Origin of the sequence: Variovorax paradoxus, from assembly GCF_902712855.1 — a bacterium.
Classification (GTDB): domain Bacteria; phylum Pseudomonadota; class Gammaproteobacteria; order Burkholderiales; family Burkholderiaceae_C; genus Variovorax; species Variovorax paradoxus_Q.
In genome coordinates, this window is record NZ_LR743507.1 from 795,276 (window position 1) to 811,469 (window position 16,194).

12 protein-coding genes and 1 pseudogene are annotated in these 16,194 nt (G+C 66.7%); 9 read left to right on the forward strand and 4 right to left on the reverse strand.

Annotated elements, in window-relative coordinates; all coding sequences use genetic code 11:
- The first annotated feature begins 10 nt into the window (after window positions 1-10).
- The 7 genes from tssH to AACL56_RS03790 are packed head-to-tail and all read left to right on the forward strand — an operon-like array spanning window position 11 to window position 10,460.
- On the forward strand, window positions 11-2,758 hold the full coding sequence (tssH, locus tag AACL56_RS03760) for a type VI secretion system ATPase TssH (protein WP_339088495.1): 2,748 nt from the start codon (window positions 11-13) through the stop codon (window positions 2,756-2,758).
- 20 nt (window positions 2,759-2,778) lie between these two features.
- Window positions 2,779-5,148 carry a type VI secretion system Vgr family protein gene (locus tag AACL56_RS03765; RefSeq protein WP_339088496.1) on the forward strand — a complete coding sequence of 790 codons (2,370 nt, stop codon included), beginning with the start codon at window positions 2,779-2,781 and terminating at the stop codon, window positions 5,146-5,148.
- Window positions 5,149-5,177: 29 nt separating this feature from the next.
- Window positions 5,178-5,591 carry a hypothetical protein gene (locus AACL56_RS03770; RefSeq protein ID WP_339088497.1) on the forward strand — a complete coding sequence of 138 codons (414 nt, stop codon included), beginning with the start codon at window positions 5,178-5,180 and terminating at the stop codon, window positions 5,589-5,591.
- 16 nt (window positions 5,592-5,607) lie between these two features.
- A complete protein-coding gene (locus AACL56_RS03775) occupies window positions 5,608-8,319 on the forward strand; it encodes a DUF2169 family type VI secretion system accessory protein (protein WP_339088498.1) in 2,712 nt (903 codons plus the stop codon).
- Entirely contained in the window at window positions 8,316-9,365 is a 1,050-nt protein-coding gene (locus AACL56_RS03780; protein WP_339088499.1) for a pentapeptide repeat-containing protein, read from the forward strand. The genes AACL56_RS03775 and AACL56_RS03780 overlap by 4 nt, the downstream gene beginning before the upstream one ends.
- Before the next feature lie 54 nt (window positions 9,366-9,419).
- The gene (locus AACL56_RS03785) at window positions 9,420-10,064 is read left to right on the forward strand and encodes a DUF3540 domain-containing protein (protein WP_339088500.1); all 645 of its coding nucleotides are present in this window, start codon (window positions 9,420-9,422) and stop codon (window positions 10,062-10,064) included.
- A 15-nt stretch (window positions 10,065-10,079) separates the two neighbouring features.
- Window positions 10,080-10,460 (forward strand): DUF4150 domain-containing protein, encoded by a 381-nt coding sequence (locus AACL56_RS03790; RefSeq protein WP_339088501.1) that lies wholly within the window; start codon window positions 10,080-10,082, stop codon window positions 10,458-10,460.
- Window positions 10,461-10,475: 15 nt separating this feature from the next.
- Here the strand turns inward: AACL56_RS03790 and AACL56_RS03795 are convergent, their stop codons facing one another.
- The 4 genes and pseudogenes from AACL56_RS03795 to AACL56_RS03810 form a co-directional block, all read right to left on the reverse strand.
- Entirely contained in the window at window positions 10,476-11,276 is an 801-nt protein-coding gene (locus AACL56_RS03795) for a PP2C family protein-serine/threonine phosphatase (RefSeq protein WP_339088502.1), read from the reverse strand.
- Window positions 11,269-12,642 (reverse strand): type VI secretion system-associated FHA domain protein TagH, encoded by a 1,374-nt coding sequence (gene tagH / locus AACL56_RS03800; RefSeq protein ID WP_339092793.1) that lies wholly within the window; start codon window positions 12,640-12,642, stop codon window positions 11,269-11,271. The genes AACL56_RS03795 and tagH overlap by 8 nt, the downstream gene beginning before the upstream one ends.
- Before the next feature lie 629 nt (window positions 12,643-13,271).
- Window positions 13,272-13,496: pseudogene (locus AACL56_RS03805) on the reverse strand (FHA domain-containing protein); the annotation flags it as partial.
- Window positions 13,497-13,575: 79 nt separating this feature from the next.
- The gene (locus tag AACL56_RS03810) at window positions 13,576-13,983 is read right to left on the reverse strand and encodes a TssQ family T6SS-associated lipoprotein (protein WP_425336979.1); all 408 of its coding nucleotides are present in this window, start codon (window positions 13,981-13,983) and stop codon (window positions 13,576-13,578) included.
- Window positions 13,984-14,113: 130 nt separating this feature from the next.
- On the opposite strand from AACL56_RS03810, the gene tssJ reads away from it, so the two are divergent.
- Window positions 14,114-14,632 carry a type VI secretion system lipoprotein TssJ gene (gene tssJ / locus AACL56_RS03815; protein ID WP_339088504.1) on the forward strand — a complete coding sequence of 173 codons (519 nt, stop codon included), beginning with the start codon at window positions 14,114-14,116 and terminating at the stop codon, window positions 14,630-14,632.
- A 266-nt stretch (window positions 14,633-14,898) separates the two neighbouring features.
- Window positions 14,899-16,194: a type VI secretion system baseplate subunit TssK gene (gene tssK / locus AACL56_RS03820; protein ID WP_425336980.1), complete on the forward strand. Its 1,296-nt coding sequence runs from the start codon at window positions 14,899-14,901 to the stop codon at window positions 16,192-16,194.

The window sequence follows — 16,194 nt, forward strand, 5'->3', positions numbered from 1 at the left end:
GCTTTAATCCATGACCGACATCCGCCGCGTCTCCCTGTTCTCCAAGCTCAACCCGATGCTCTACAAGGCATTGGAAACCGCCACCGCCTTCGCCAAGCTGCGCGGCAACGCGTACGTCGAACTCGTGCACTGGCTGCACCAGATCCTGCAGCTGCAGGACAGCGACATGCTGCGCATCGTCAAGCGCGCCGGCCTGAACCTCGACGCGATCGAACAGGACCTCGTGCGCGCGCTCGACCGGCTGCCGCACGGCGCTACATCGATCAGCGACATCTCCGAGCACGTCGACAACGCGGTGGAGCGCGCGTGGGTCTACGCCAGCCTGCGCTTCGAGGCCACCTCGATCCGCGGCGCCTACCTGCTGGCCGGCATCATCAAGACGCCGGGGCTGCGGCAGGTGCTCTCGGGCATCTCGCGCGAGTTCGACAAGATCGTGCCCGACGTGCTGGTGGCGCAGCTCGCGGCCTGGACCGAAGGCTCGCCCGAGGACGACTTCGATGCGGCGCCGCCGGCCGGCACCGCCGCGCCCGCGGCAGCGCACCACCAGGGCGACGGCCCTGCGGCCGGCGGCTCGGCGCTGGCCAAGTACGCGAGCGACCTCACCGCCAAGGCGCGCGCCGGCGAACTCGATCCGGTGTATGGCCGCGACGACGAGATCCGCCAGATCATCGACATCCTCATGCGCCGCCGGCAGAACAACCCGCTGCTCACCGGCGAGGCCGGCGTCGGCAAGACGGCCGTGGTCGAAGGCCTGGCCTCGCGCCTTGCAGCCGGCGATGTGCCGCCTTCGCTGAAGGACGTGTCGCTGTGGGTGCTCGACCCCACGCTGCTGCAGGCCGGCGCCGGCGTGAAGGGCGAGTTCGAGCAGCGCCTGCGGCAGGTCATCGACGAGGTCGAGAAGAGTCCCAAGCCCATCGTGCTGTTCGTCGACGAGGTGCACACGCTGGTGGGCGCGGGCGGCACCGCCGGCACCGGCGACGCGGCCAACCTGCTCAAGCCGGCGCTCGCGCGCGGGCGGCTTCGCACCATCGGCGCGACCACCTGGTCCGAGTACAAGAAGTACATCGAGAAGGACCCGGCGCTCACGCGGCGCTTCCAGACCATCCAGGTGCACGAGCCCACCGAGCCCAAGGCCGTGGTGATGCTGCGCGGCATCTCGGCCGAGCTCGAGAAGCACCATGGCGTGCTCATCCTCGACGCCGCGCTCGAGGCCGCCGTGAGCCTGTCGCACCGCTACATTCCCGCACGGCAGCTGCCCGACAAGGCGGTGAGCCTGCTCGACACGGCATGCGCGCGCGTGGCATTGAGCCAGCATGCGCTGCCGGCCGCGCTGGAAGACCTGCAGCGGCGCATCGAGGTGCTAGGCATCGAGTCGGGCATCGCGGAGCGCGAGGCCAAGATCGGCGTCGGCGAGCAGAAGCGCGTGGACGACATCGCGGCGCAGGTCGCGCAGGCGAAGGCCGAACTCGAGGTGCTGGAGAAGCAGCGCGTGGAAGAAAGCGCGCTGGTCGAGCGCATCGTCGCGCTGCGCAAGCTGCTCTCGCCGGCGGCCGTGCCGCAGGCGCAGCAGGCAGAGACATCGGATGCGGAAGACGCCGGGGATGCCGAAGCGGCGAACGTCGACGTCGACGCCGATGCGCCTCCTGCCGAACCCCCGCGCACGCCCGAGGAAATCCGTGCGGAGCTCAACGAGGCACAGGACAAGCTCTCGCAGCTGCAGGGCGAATCGCCGCTCATCCTCGCCGCCGTCGATGCGCAGGCCGTTGCCACCGTGGTGGCCGACTGGACCGGCATTCCCATCGGCCGCATGGTGCGCGACGACGCGCAGTCGGTGCTCAGGCTCGGCGAGATCCTGTCGGCGCGTGTGGTCGCGCAACCCGACGCGCTGGAGACCATTTCGCGGCGCATCCGCACGGCGCGCGCGCGGCTGGACAACCCCAACAAGCCCGTCGGGGTGTTCCTGCTGTGCGGTCCCTCGGGCGTGGGCAAGACCGAGACCGCGCTGGCGCTGTCGGAGGCCCTGTACGGCGGCGAGCAGAACCTCGTCACCATCAACATGAGCGAGTTCCAGGAGTCGCACACCGTCTCCACGCTCAAGGGCGCGCCTCCGGGCTACGTGGGCTACGGCGAAGGCGGCGTGCTCACCGAGGCCGTGCGCCGCCGTCCCTACAGCGTGGTGCTGCTCGACGAGATCGAGAAGGCGCACACCGATGTGCACGAAATCTTCTTCCAGGTGTTCGACAAGGGGTGGATGGAGGACGGCGAGGGCCGGCACATCGACTTCCGCAACACCGTGATCATCATGACCTCCAACGTCGGCACCGACCTGGTCATGCAGCTGTGCGAAGACCCGACCCTGCGGCCCGACCCCGAACCGCTGGCCACCGCATTGCGCGAACCGCTGCTGAAAGTATTCGCTCCGGCGCTGCTAGGGCGCCTGGTTGTAGTGCCTTATTACCCGTTGCACGCAGAGGCATTGCATCGCATCATCAGGCTGCAGCTCGATCGCATCGCCGCGCGCCTGCAGGCGAACCACGGCATCGCATTGACCTACGACGACAGCGCCGTCGAACTGGTCGCCCGGCGCTGCACGGCCATCGAGTCGGGTGGACGGATGATCGATGCGATCCTCACGCACACCATCCTTCCGCGATTGAGCGAGGAAGTCATCGGTGCCACGGTGAGTGCGCGCAAGCTCGCAGGCGTGCAACTGAGTGCGGCGGATGACGACTTCCGCTACGAATTCTCCGAGGATTGAGCACAGAAAGGGAGTACCACATGGCCAGAGTCGTCACTGCACATACGCCGCTTGCTCCGGACCAGTTGCTGTTCCGTTCGATGCACGGCGAGGAAGCGCTGTCGGAGCTCTTCGAGTTCGAGGTGGACCTGCTGAGTCCCAACACCTCCGTCGACATGAAGGCGGTGCTCGGCAAGCCGCTCACCCTCGAGATCGTGACCATCGACGGAACGCCGCGCTACCTCAACGGGCAGATCACGCGCTTCACGATGATCGGCCGCGAAGAGAGCTCGTCGCGCTATGTGGTGTACCGGGCCGTCGTGCGCCCCTGGCTCTGGTATCTCACGCGCACCAGCGATTACAAGATCTTCCAGAACAAGTCGGTGGTCGACATCCTGGACGAAGTGCTCGGCGAGTACGGGTTCGCCTTCGAGAAGAAGCTCAGTGCCACCTACCGCCAGCGCGAATGCTCCGTGCAGTATCAGGAGACCGATTTCGCATTCGTGAGCCGCATGATGGAACACGAAGGCATCTACTACTACTTCAGGCACGAGAAGAACCAGCACATACTGGTGCTGGCTGACGACATGGGGGCGCACGACACGCTGCCGGGTTATCCGCGCATCGGCTACCTCGCCACCGATCGCGCGGACGAGACGGGCCGCGAAGTAATCGACCAATGGGAGGTGACCGAGGAGATTCGCCCCGGCACCTTCGTGGTCGACGACTTCAACTTCAAGAATCCCAAGGCCGACCTGCTCAACACGCGCAGCCAGCCGCGTGACAACGATCACGGCCGCTACGAGATGTACGAGTGGCTCGGCGGCTACAGCGACGCGGCGGAGGGCGAACACTACGCGCGCATTCGGCTCGAGGAGGCGCAGGCGAAGGCCGAGATCGACACCGGTCACTCCAACGTGCGCGGCATGGCGACCGGCTACCGCTTCAACATGCAGAACGCGCCGCGCGACGAGGACAACAAGGAATACCTGATCGTCTCGGTGGCATACAACCTGCGCGAGGGTGGCTATGCGACGGGCAGCCCCGACGGCCTCTACAGCTTCGATTTCGGCGTGCAGCCCACATCGTTTCCGTTCCGCGCGCCGCGCGTCACGAGGGTGCCGAGCACGCACGGCCCGCAGACCGCCACGGTCGTCGGCCCCTCGGGGGAAGACATCTGGATCGACAAGTACGGCCGCGTGAAGGTGCAGTTTCGCTGGGACCGCTACGGCCAGCGCAATGAGGACAGCTCATGCTGGGTGCGCGTGTCCAGTGCATGGGCCGGCTCGAATTTCGGAGCGGTGAATCACCCGCGTGTGGGGCAGGAGGTCATCGTCGATTTCATCGCCGGTTGCCCCGACCGGCCGATCATCATCGGCCGCGTCTACAACGGCGACCAGATGCCGCCGCTCGAGTTGCCGGCCAAGGCAACGGTCAGCGGCTTCATCAGCCGAACCATCAAGGGCGATGGTGAACTGGCCAACCACTTCGTGATCGACGACGACCCCGGCAGCGAGTCGATCAAGATCCATGCACAGAAGGATTTCAGCCAGAGCGTCGAGAACAACGAAACACACACCGTGGATGGCACGCGCGACACGGTGATCGAAGGCGCGGACACCTACACGACCAACACCTCGCTCGATGAGACGGTCAACGGGCCGCACACGCTGACGGTCAACAAGGGCGGACCGCAGAAGATCACTGTCAACGGCGGCGACCAGTTCATCAAGGTGGATGGTGGCAACCAGCAGGTCGATGTCATAGGGAACCAGACCATCCATGTCACCGGCAAACGCACGGACACGGTGGACACCGGTGAAGAGCGGACCATCGGCAAGTCGCTCAAGGAACACATTGCGGGCCCGCAGACCACCCGGGTGGTCGGCCTGTACACCGAAGAAACCGACGGGAAGAAGGTGAAGGTCAACGGCGACGAGGACTATTTCGTCGACGGGGCGCAGAAGGTGCATACGACCACCTCGCTGGAAGCGAAAACCGATGGCCCCATGAACCTGGAGAGCACCGCGGCAGACATCACGGTCAAGTCTCCTACCAAGATCATCCTGGACGCACCTCATGTGGAGGACAAGTCGGCCAAGAAGGTGACCTTCACGGACTGGGGCATCGCCTTCAAGGGCTTCAACATGGGGATCAACGGGATCAACGTGAGCCTCAACGCCACTTCCCTGTTCGTGAATGGCGCGGTGACCAGCCTTGCCGGCCTGAACCTGGGGTTCAACGCCTACTCGCTCACGGGCGCCATCAACAAGTTCGACATGTATTCCTCCAGCGGTGCGATCGGCCTCTTCACCACCACCCAGACGGTTTTCACGGCGGACAACAAGGCGACGAAGATCGACTTGTCCCAGATCAAGGTGAACCCCAGAGGCATCACCGTCTATCTCTGAGCCCGGGACGCGTGCTGGATCTTTTCGCCGTGTGGTTCACCAAGTACTGGCATCTCATCATCCCCATCGCGGTCATCGCGCTGCTGGCGTTCGTGCTGATCACGCTGGCCAAGCGCCATGTCTCCCGCGTGATGCAAGCGCAGCATTTGGTCAACCGCCAAGTGATGGGGGCCGATCGTGCCGAGCGCGTGCTTCGTACCGGCCAGCCGGCCGCAGCGACGGTGCTCGATAGCCATGACACGGGCATGCGCGTCGAGCGCATCTTCGTCCTCGTGCGGCTCAAGTTCCGGGTGCAGCCCGAGGGGGGATTGCCCGCCTACGAGACCGAACTGGTCGCCCCGATCAGCCCGGTGAAGCTCGCCGATTTCGCACCGGGGCGCTCCGTGAAGCTGCGCTTCGACCCGGTCTCGCGCGAGATCGCCATCGACCAGCCGATGCGCTGAAGCAGGTGCTGCCCCGATGAAGACCATCAAGCCCTTTCGCCTGAGCATCCTCACGCGGCCGTTCAGGCGGCAGCAGCGAGACATCCTGGGTGTCTCGGTCTTCGCGATGGCCAGCCTGGCGCCCGAGCCCTTGCTGATGCCAGACCAGGATCTATGGAAGCTGGCGGCCGACGAGATCGGCCCCGGCAATGTGCTGGACCTGGGCGTGCCCAAGATCGAGCCGGAGTGGCTGGTCAGCGGGTATGCGTACACGGCGCACCAGGAGGACAAGACACTGTGTGCGGCGCAGGCCGTCTTCCATGGCCATGCCAAGTCGTTGCTGGTGAGCGGCGATCGCTATTGGCTCGATGGCCGTGCGACGCCCGCGCAGCCCTTCGAGCGCTTGAGGCTGGATTGGGCGCATGCCTACGGCGGTCCGAGCGAGCCCGAAAACCCCGAAGGCATCGGCAGCTTCGACGAAGTGATCAACGGCGTGCATACGCGCCGGCTTCCCAATGTCGAGCTGCCCGGCGCGCGCCAGGACGTGCCCGGGCGGCACATCGCGCCCGCTGGTTTCGGCGCCGTGCCACCCGATCGGCCGCAGCGGCTCGCGCTGATGGGGCGCGCCTACGACCAGCAATGGCTGCAGCACGAGTACCCCGGCTTCGCCGAGGACATGGACTGGCGCTACTTCAATGCCGCACCCGCCGACCAGCGCCTGCCTGGCCAGCGCGAATTGCCACCTGGCGCTGCCTACGAGCTGTGGAACATGCATCCCCGGCAGCCGGTGATGCGCGGCCAACTGCCTGATTGGCATGCGCGCTGCTTCGCCAGCTTTCAGAAAGACGGTGGCGCGCTGTCGGAAATTTCGCTGCGGCTGAGCACGGCCTGGTTCTTCCCGCACGCCGAGCGCGTCATCCTGGTCTGGCACGGTGCATCGCCCATCGCGGAAGATGACGCGGCCGACGTCAAGCACATCATGCCCGCGCTCGAGTTGCGCGGGCAGCCGCGGCCGCTCGACCACTACCAACAGGTGCTGCAGCAGCGCATCGACCCTGCCAAGGCAGTGCTGGTCCTGCGCGACAGCGACCTCGTACCCAAGGCGGTCATGGGGCCATGGGCAGGCGAACAGATGCCCGACCTCGCCTCGCTTCCGCTGGTGCGCAACCTGCGAGCAGGCCGGCAGCGCGAGCATGAACGCATGCGCGCCCGCCTGCTGGCGCAGGGCCTGGATCCCGAGCAGTATCTGCCACCCCTGTCCGAGCCGGATTTGCGTCCGCCGGCATCCATGGACGATCTGCCCGACTTCGCCGAGAAGGCCGATCGAGCCCTCGAGCAAATGCGCGCGGCGGCGGTTGCGCGCAGCACCGAAGACCAGGCGCAGGCCGTCGCACGCGGAATGCCCGCGGCCATCCAACCCGATATCGATATCCCGCCGCTGTCGCAGATGGATCCGCGCACGCTGTCCGGCGAGATCCAGGCAGGCATCGACAAGGCCATGACCGAGGTGGCGTCGCAGACTGGCAAGCCTGTACAACGCCGATTCGACCCCGACCGCCTGCTGCGTGACCTCGCGCGCCTCGAGGAAGACGCGGCGCGCGAGCGCAGGACACAGCCCACACCCGACGAGGCCGCCGACAGTGCGCGGTTGCGCGAGCAGGCCGGGCACGTCGCGCGCATGGGGCACCTCTACGGCGCACACCTGCTCGAGCCGGCGCCGGCGGCCAGCAGCCTGCGTTCCAGGCGGCTGCGCCGGCGTCTCGAGGCCGCGGCCAGCGGCGAGCGTCGCTTCGCAGGCATGAACTTCGCCGGCGCCAATCTCTCGGGTCTGGACCTGCGCGGCGCCGACTTCACGGGTGCCAATCTCGAAGACGTCGACTTCAGCGATGCGCGGCTCGATGGCTGCAACTTCACGCGCGCGGTGCTTGCGCGGGCGCGCCTGGTCCGGGCTTCGCTCGCCGATGCGCGGCTGGACGAGGCCAACCTGGGTGGCGCGCATTGCGAAGGTGCGAACTTCACGGGCGTGAGCTTCATGCAGACGCGTTGCAGCAAGACCATCTTTCGTTCCTGCGTGCTGGCGAAGGCCACGTTCAACCAGTCCGATCTGCTCGAAAGCGAATGGGTGCGTTGCGATGCGCGCGGATCGCACTGGGAGCAGATGACGATGGTCAAGCTCGCGCTCGAAGACATGGCCTTCGACGACGCCGCGTTCAAGCAGGTGAGCTGGATCGAGTGCAGCCTCAAGGGCACATCCTTCGTGCGTGCCGCGCTGAACGCCTGTGCTTTCATCACCGTCCATGCGCAGGAGGGGGTCGACTTCACCGAGGCCAGCCTGGTGACCTGCTCCTTCGTCCACGGCTGCAGCCTGGTGCAGGCAGTGTTCTGCGCCGCTTCGCTCAGGCAGTGCGGCCTGCGCGGCGCCATCCTGGTCGGTGCCGACCTCGCGAAGGCACACCTGGAGGGCTGCGACCTCTCCGAGTGCGACCTGCGGCGCGCGCGGCTGGAGGGGTTGAATGCCGGCGAGAGCCTGTTCATTCGCGCGGACCTGCGCGAAGCCTCGTTGCGCGGTGCCAACCTCATCGACGCCAATCTCTCCAAGGCCGATCTGCGCTTTGCGAGCCTGCAGGATGCCAATCTGTTTCGCGCCGACGTGTCGCAGGCCGCGATCGACGGCTCGACCAACTTCATCGGCGCCTACACCCACGGAGCCAAGACCTTGCCCGCAAGAACGACCGAGCCGGCTCGATGACAGTCGAAGAACTCCTGGACAAGATTCGACATGGCGAACCGGTGGTCAGAGCGAGTCTCGCAGGTCAGGACCTTAGCGGCGTCGACTTGTCGGGGGCACAGATGGAGCACGTCGACTTGAGCCGGACGAATCTGCGTGGCGCCAGCCTCGACGACAGTTCGCTGGCGCAATGCAGCTTCGAACAGGCCGATCTGTCGGCGGCCAGCTTGAGAGGCGCGCGCGTATTCCGTTGTCGGTTGGAGGGCGCGCAACTCGGCCGCGCGTTCATGCAGGACGCCAACTTCTTCGAATCCTCGCTGGCTCACGCGGATTTCGGGAACGCGCAGATGGAGCGCGTGTCCTTTGTCAGATGCGAGCTCGGACATGCTGTGCTGAAGCCCGGCATCTGCGACCAGATCGTCGTCACCGAATCACGGGTCGACCAGCTCGATTGCCGTGGGGCACGGCTGCTGCACCTGATGTTCTTCCGCATGGATCTGCGCACGGTGCAGTTCGCCCAGGCCCAGTGCGATGGTTCGATCCTGATGGAGTGCAATCTCGAAGGCCAGCGCTTGCCGCACACCGCCTTTGTGCGCTGCCAGTTCACCGACAGCGCGATGGCTGGCGTCGATTTCAGCGGCGCCGTGCTGACCCAGAGCAACTTCAAGGGCGCCACCCTGAGCAGGGCGAATTTCAGCGCAGTGGATGCAGCTCAGACGATGTTCCCGGAAGCCGATCTGCGTGAAGCGAATTGCAGCGATGCCATCTTCGACCAGTCGATCTGGGCCGACGCCAAACTCGAAGGTGCCGATTTCAGCCGCTCGCGCCTGCCGCTGAGCGTGTTCCATCGTGTGCAGGCCAGGGGCGCCAGCTTTCGCGACGCGGATCTGCAAGATGCCGACTTTTCCTACGCTGGACTTCATGACGCGGATCTGCGCAATGCGCGTTTCCTGCGCACCCGCTTTCATCGGACATTGCGCGAAGGTGCGCGTTTCTCGGGCAGCGGTGGCGTCATCGAGAACGATCCGGAGCTGTTCAAGGCTCAGGAGAGCCTTCCGCCGCGCTGATGCCCCCAAGCCTTCCCGTTCCACTGTCTACCCATCGAAACAAGGAGACCTCCAATGTCAGTCGTTTCATTGCGCAAAGCCTCGAAGCTGGCGGTTCCGGTTCACTTCCAGGGGGTGGTCGCCGCACTATTGCCGGACGGACGTGTCACCGTCGACGACGAGCAGGGTGCTGCATGGGTTTGCCGGCGCGCGGCGAGCTGCCTGCTCAAGCCAGCCACCGGCGATACGGTGCTGGTGTCCGGTCCCGATAGCGCGCGTGCCTACCTGATCGCCGTGATCGAGCAGGCCGATGCGTCGTCAAGCTGTGTCGAGGCGGCTGGCGACGTCACCTTTGCGTCCACGGGCAACGGCCGGGTGACCATCGAGAGCGCCTCGGAACTCAGGCTTCGCGCGGACAAGCGTTTCGAACTCAAGACAGAAGAGGGCGAGTGCGAGATCGGTGAGCTGCGGCTGGTGACGCGCTCCGTGCAGGCCACGGCCGGAAGGGTGCGGCTGGTCGGCAAGGTGTTCGAGACCGTGGCCGACCGCATCGTGCAGATGGCACGCCAAGCGCTGCGCCTGACGGACGAAGTGGACCAGGTGCGCGCAGGCCACATGGACTACAAGGCCAGCGAGACGGTGCGCATCCATGGCCACCACACGATGGTCACCGGCCAGGAGCTGGTGAAGGTGGACGCAGCCCAGATCCACATGGGCTAGGCGAGGAGGTACCAGATGTTTGCCAATTGTCAGCTCATGGGGATGGACATGGCGTTTCCCGACGTCTGCAAGACGCCGGTGCCCATTCCGTACCCGAACATGGCCTTGGGCCCGATGGCCGTTCCGAATGCCTGGAACATCCTCTTCATGGCGATGCCGGCACACAACATGGCGACGACCACGCCGATCACCCTGGGGGATCAGCCCGGGGTACTGGGCGGTGTCGTGTCGCAGACGTTCATGCAGCAATCGCGCCATGTGACAGGCGCGTTCACCGTGCTTCTCAAGGGGACGCCGGCCACACGGGTCACCAGCATCACGGTGCAGAACCGCTGCAACATCGTCGGCATGCGCGTCGTACCGAGCCAGTTCAAGGTGCTGATGCTGGCGCCCTGAGGGCGGCGCGTCGATTCAGGCCGCCCCCGCCAGCGTCACCTGCTGCGGAAACCCCACCCACACGGCCAGCGCCGAGTAGTTGTCGCGCGACTCGTCGGCCTTGGCCTCGGCCGCGCGGCGAATGAGTGCAAGCCACTCCTCCGCGCTGTCGGCGAGCTGCAGCGAGCGTTCCATCACCTGCTGCGAGATCAGCTGCCAGAGCCCGTCGGTGCACAGCAGGAAGGCATCGCCGTCGGCCAGCCGCTGCGGCGAGGTGATGGTGGCTTCAGCCGTGGCGCGCGCGCCGAGCGCGCGGTACAGCAGGTTGGTCTTCACCAGGCGCTCGCCGCCCTGCTGGCTCGCGGCGGCGTCGCCCGAGCGCTCCGACAGGCTGTGGTCCTCGGTGCGCTGCATCAGCACGCCGCGTCGGAACCAGTAGAGGCGGCTGTCGCCCACGTGCGCCCAGCAGGCCTGGTTGGAGCCGCGATCGACGAACAGCGACACGAAGGTCGCGCTCATGCGGCTCTGCTCGGTGAGCTCGCGCTGCTTGGCCAGGATGGCGTCGTTCGCAGACTTCACGCAGCGCTGGATGCTGTCGGCGCCGAGCGAGGGGTCGTCCACGAAGGTGTTGAGCGCGGTGTCCACGGCGATGCGCGAGGCGAGTTCGCCACCGGCGTTGCCGCCCACGCCGTCGCTCACCACGAAGCAGGCGTTGCGCTCCTCGAGGTGGTAGCCGATGGCGTCCTGGTTGCCGCTGCGTTCGCCCACGCAGGAGAACTGCGAGGTCGAGATGGGCACCGCGAAGGAGCGCGTGGCGTCGTGCACGGTGTCACGCACGGCGGGCCTCCTTCAGGCGTTCCATCTCCTTGTCGTAGGCCTGCTGGAAGGCCCGGCCGAAGACGGCCTGGAAGTCGTCTTCCACCGCCGCGGTGGTCTCGGTGTGCAGCGCCTGCAGGCGGCGCCAGAGGCGCGCCTCGCGCCCGCCCGGCAGCAGCTTCTCGCCGAGGCCGCCGTCGTGCGGCGTCTCGCGGCTCAGCGTGGCGGGGTCGAAGCTCTTCAGCAGCGTGAGCAGCGCGGCGCGCATGCCGGCCACCATGCCGAGCTGGTGCGACTGCAGGTCGCCCAGCGCGTCGTGCACCGCCGCCTCGGGCGGCAGGAAGCCGGGCATGCGCGCGCCGAACATCTGCATCAGCACGGCGCGGCCATTGGGCAGGATCTTGAACGGGTTGTTCTCCTCGTCCACGATCATGGTGATCTCGGCGCGCACTTCGCGCTTGAGCATGGCGCGCGAGGACAGCAGCTCGATGGTGCCGTCGGTGAAGGCCCGCATGATCCGGCCCAGGCGCTGCATGGCCTCGATGTCCATCGGCTGCTGGCCGGCCAGCTCGGGCACGCCCGCACCTTCGAGGAAGGCCTTGAACAGGGCTTCCGACGAAGACGAGGCTGGCGATGCGGCTGCTGCAGGCGTCGGTGCCGGCGCCGCGACGGCCGGTGCGAGAGGCGATGCGACAGAAGGCTCAATGGGTGGCGCAATCGGGGGCGCAATGGGCTCGGCCACCGGTGCGGCAACAGGCTCGTCGACGACCGCGACAGGCTGCGCGACCACAGGCGCAGCAACCACTGGCGCGGCGACGACAGGCGCTGCGGGTGGTGGAGGTGGAGGCGGTGGCGGGGAGGAGGTGGCGGTGGTGGTGGTGGCGGTGGTGGTGGCGGTGGTGGTGGTGGCGGTGGTGGTGGCGGTGGTGCTTCCGCCTTCACCGGTTCCACGACAGGCGCGGGCGTCGGTGCATGCACCGGTGCCGCCACCGGGTTCGGCGGGCGGAACTGTGCTGCCACTTCGCGTGCATGGTTCGAATGGCTGTAGCCCTGCGCGGCCGGCTTGTTGTTCTGCAGCAGGTCGAGCGCGGGGTGCGCATCGCCCGGCAGCATCGGATCGTGGTGTGCGAGCGCAGTGGGGCGCGGATCGGCCAGCGGCGAATGCGCGCTGTCGTCGGCCGCGAAGAACGACAGCGGGTCGACGCCGCGCTTCAGCGCGATGTTCGACATGTCGTCGGCCGCCTGCGGATTCAGTTCGGCGAGTGGATCGACCGGATTGCGGCGCGCCTGCGAAGGCAGCTCGAAAGGCTCGTGCGCCATCGGGTCGGGCATGGGCGCAGGCGTGGTGTCGACGCGGCGCGGCGCGTTGGCGAGGATGGCGTCCCAATCGGCGGCAGAAGGCATCTGCGATGCGTTGCCGTGGCCATGTGCGGGCTGGCTCGCCTGCGGTGATGCGACCGGTGCGTGCCTCGGCGGCGGTGGTGGCGCGGCCAGCAGCGCGGCGAAGTCATCGGCCGGTGCGGCCGCCGGTGGGAACGCAGGCGCCATCGGCGCCGCGACGTGCGCAGATGCGGGTGCGGGTGCGAACGCAGGCGAGGTCGAAGGCACATGGACCGGCGGCGTTGCCTGCCGCGCCGGCGGCTGCATGGCCACCGTGGGCTGCGCGGCCTGGGCATCGCCGATGGGCAGCGCGCCTTCGCCGAAGAGGTCGGAGAACACGTCGGAGTCGCCCGACGAGGGCAGCAGGTCGCCGATGGGGCTGGCCTGCACCGGCGCCGCAGCGAGCGGCATCGAGGGCGGCGCCTGCCATGCGGCGGGCTGTTCGGGCGGCGGTGGATGCAGCGATGCAGGCGGCGGCGCGACAGGCTGCAGCGGTGCCGGCGGCTGTGGTGTCGACGGCTGCGCGGGCGCCACTGCTGCCGCACGCAGCGGGCTGGCCGCTTCCAGCACGTAGCTGCCGATCGTCACGCGGTCGCCGTCCGCGATGCGCGATTCCTGTTCGTGCGCCAGCGTGCGTCCGTTCACGCTGATGGGCAGCACCGCGCTCATGTTGCGCAACACGGCGGCGCCGTCCTCGTCGAACCGCACCGTGGCCTGCAGGCGCGAGATCTGGCGCTGCTCGTCGGGCAGCACGAGGTGGTTGTCGGGACTGCGTCCGATCGTTCCGCCCGGTGCCGCGAGCAGGGCCGACGGGCCTGCCGTCACCGTGTTGCCGGCATGTTCGATCACTGTCCAACGCATGACACCTCCGTGTTCGTCTTCTTCGTTTTCTTTGTCGTTGCCTGTCGGCGCCCGTGCTGCGCGGGCGCGATGCGCACCATCAGCGCTTCATTCGCTTGGCGGCCTCGAAGGCAGGGCCCCACACCGGATGCTTGCGTTCCGCCACGCTGAGGTCGAAGGTCGGGAATGCGTCGAGGATCTTGCGGAACTGCGTGCGGCACTCGGGAATCTGGTTGCCCACGCAATAGCTGAACGCCTCGAGCTTCATGGCGTCGAGCCGCGTGGAAGGCTCCGCGGCATCGAACACGGAAACGCCACCGCTCTTCAGCGTGCTGATGGCCTTCGCGTAGTCGCCTTCGTCATAGGCCTGCTGTGCACGCTCCAGCGTGGTGCGTGCGACCTGCTGGCTCAGGCGTTCGGGTTGCGGTGTGGGTTCGGGCGGCGGCGTTGTCGTGCAACCCGATACCACCAAAAGAGTGAACGCCAGAGCTGGCAGACATGACTTCAATCTTTTCTCCTACCTGCTGAATGCAATGTTCGGGATAGTGTGCCGCTGAGTTGCGACAACCACGCGATGCGCCATCGTAAATGCGCATGCTTTCGATAATATAGGTCGCGATCATCACGGGGAGATCTCAATGCATAGAAGAAGCTTGCTACAAGGCGCACTTGCAACGACACCTTTGTTTGCGGGCCTTGTCAGCGGATGCGCATCGACGGCCAAGTCGATGCCCACGCCCTACGCAGTCACCATCAGGATCGACGACGGCGTCAACCCCGACGGGCGCGGCCAGGCGGCACCGATCCTCGTCAAGGTCTTCGAACTGAAATCTTCCGGTAACTTCGAGACGGCAGACTACTTTGCACTGCAGGACCGCGATCGCGAGACGCTCATGACCGAACTCGTCAACGCGGACCAGGCCATCATGCGCAGCGGCGAGGAACGCGTGTTCAAGCGCGAGGCCGGCCTCGACTCGCGTGCCATCGGCATCATCGCGGGCTATCGCAAGCTGGAAGCTGCGCGGTGGCGCATCGTGCTTCCGCTGAAGGAACCCAAGCAGACGAACCTCTACAAGGTCTGGCAGTTCTCGCCGAGCGAACAGGCGGTGCAGGTCGCCGTGCGGAAGACCGGCATCGAGTTGCTACCAAGTCGTTAGTTTTCTGCGCTGCCTAATACCAAAGTGGCCAAAACGCCCCACGTACAGGCCCATCGCGCGTGAAAAGGCAGTGCAAAACCTAAGACTCGCCGTGTAGCATCAGTACACAAAAAAACCGGTCGATCGGGAGGTCGTTCATCAACGCACCTCCGCGCTCCCAGTGAGCAATCTCAGGAGGTTCCTTGGTGACAGTCCGCAATACGGGCGCTGGTAGAAATGGCGCTCATCCGCAGGCGTTGGCGAACAGGGTGGTGTGGTCCGAGGGCATGTACCTGCGGCCCCAGCACTTCCAGCAACTGGAGCGCTACGTCGAACAGTACGTCACGCGCCGCACGGCCGGCCTGCAAGGCGCCTACTGGGGATGGCTCCATCTGGAAATCGATCGCGACGCGTATGCGCTCGGCCGCGTGTCGCTGCTCGGCGGCGCCGGCGTGCTGCCCGACGGCACGCCGTTCTCCTTCGGTGCGGAAGACGCGCCGCTGCCCTACGAAGTGCCCACCGACCTCACCGACGAACTCATCGTGCTCGCGTTGCCGCTGCGCAGGCCCGGCAGCGAGGAAGTCATCTTCGCGGAAGACGAAGGCTCGGCCGCGCGCTTCGGCGTGATCGAGCGCGAGGTGAACGACGGCAATGCCGTGGCCCTCGGCCCGGCCACGCTGCAGCTCGCGTCGCCGCGACTGAAGCTCGCGCGCGCATCGTCGCTCACCGCCGAATGGCAGGCCATCGGCGCGGTGCGCGTGATCGAACGCCGCACCGACCACAAGCTGGTGGTCGACGCCAACTACATTCCGCCGGTGCTCGATGCATCGGCGCACGCCATGCTGCGCAGCATGATCGCAGAGCTGCACGGCCTGCTCACGCAGCGCTCCGAGGCGCTGGCCTCGCGGCTGTCGCAACCGGGCCGCGGCGGCGTGAGCGAGGTGTCCGATTTCCTGCTGCTGGAGCTGGTGAATCGCTATCTCGCGCTCACATGGCATGCGCAGCAGGCGGTGCAGGTGCATCCCGAGGAGCTGTTCGTCGACTGGCTCAAGCTGGCCTGCCACCTCGCCACGCACACCTCGCCCACGCGGCGTCCGGTGGTGTGGCCGGTGTACGACCACGACAACCTGAACGAAAGCATCCGTCCGCTGATCGAGGAGCTGCGGCGTTCGCTGTCGGCGGTGCTCGAGCAGAGCGCCATCGCCATCGAGCTCGAAGAGCGCAGCCACGGCGTGCGCGTGGGCCGCATGCCCGATCCGGTGCTGGTGCGCAATGCGGGTTTCGTGCTCGCGGTGCATGCCGACCTGCCGGCCGACGCCATCCAGCAGCGCTTCCCCACGCAGGTGAAGATCGGTTCGGTCGAGCGCATCCGCGACCTCGTGCAGCTGCAGCTGCCCGGCGTGGTGGTGCGGCCGCTACCGGTGGCGCCGCGCCAGATTCCGTACAACGCGGGCTACCACTACTTCGAACTCGACAAGAGCGGCGACATGTGGCGCCAACTCGAGAAGTCGGGCGGCGTCGCGATGCACCTGGCCGGTGACTTCCCGGGGCTGGCGATGGAGTTCTGGGCCATTCGTCCGTGA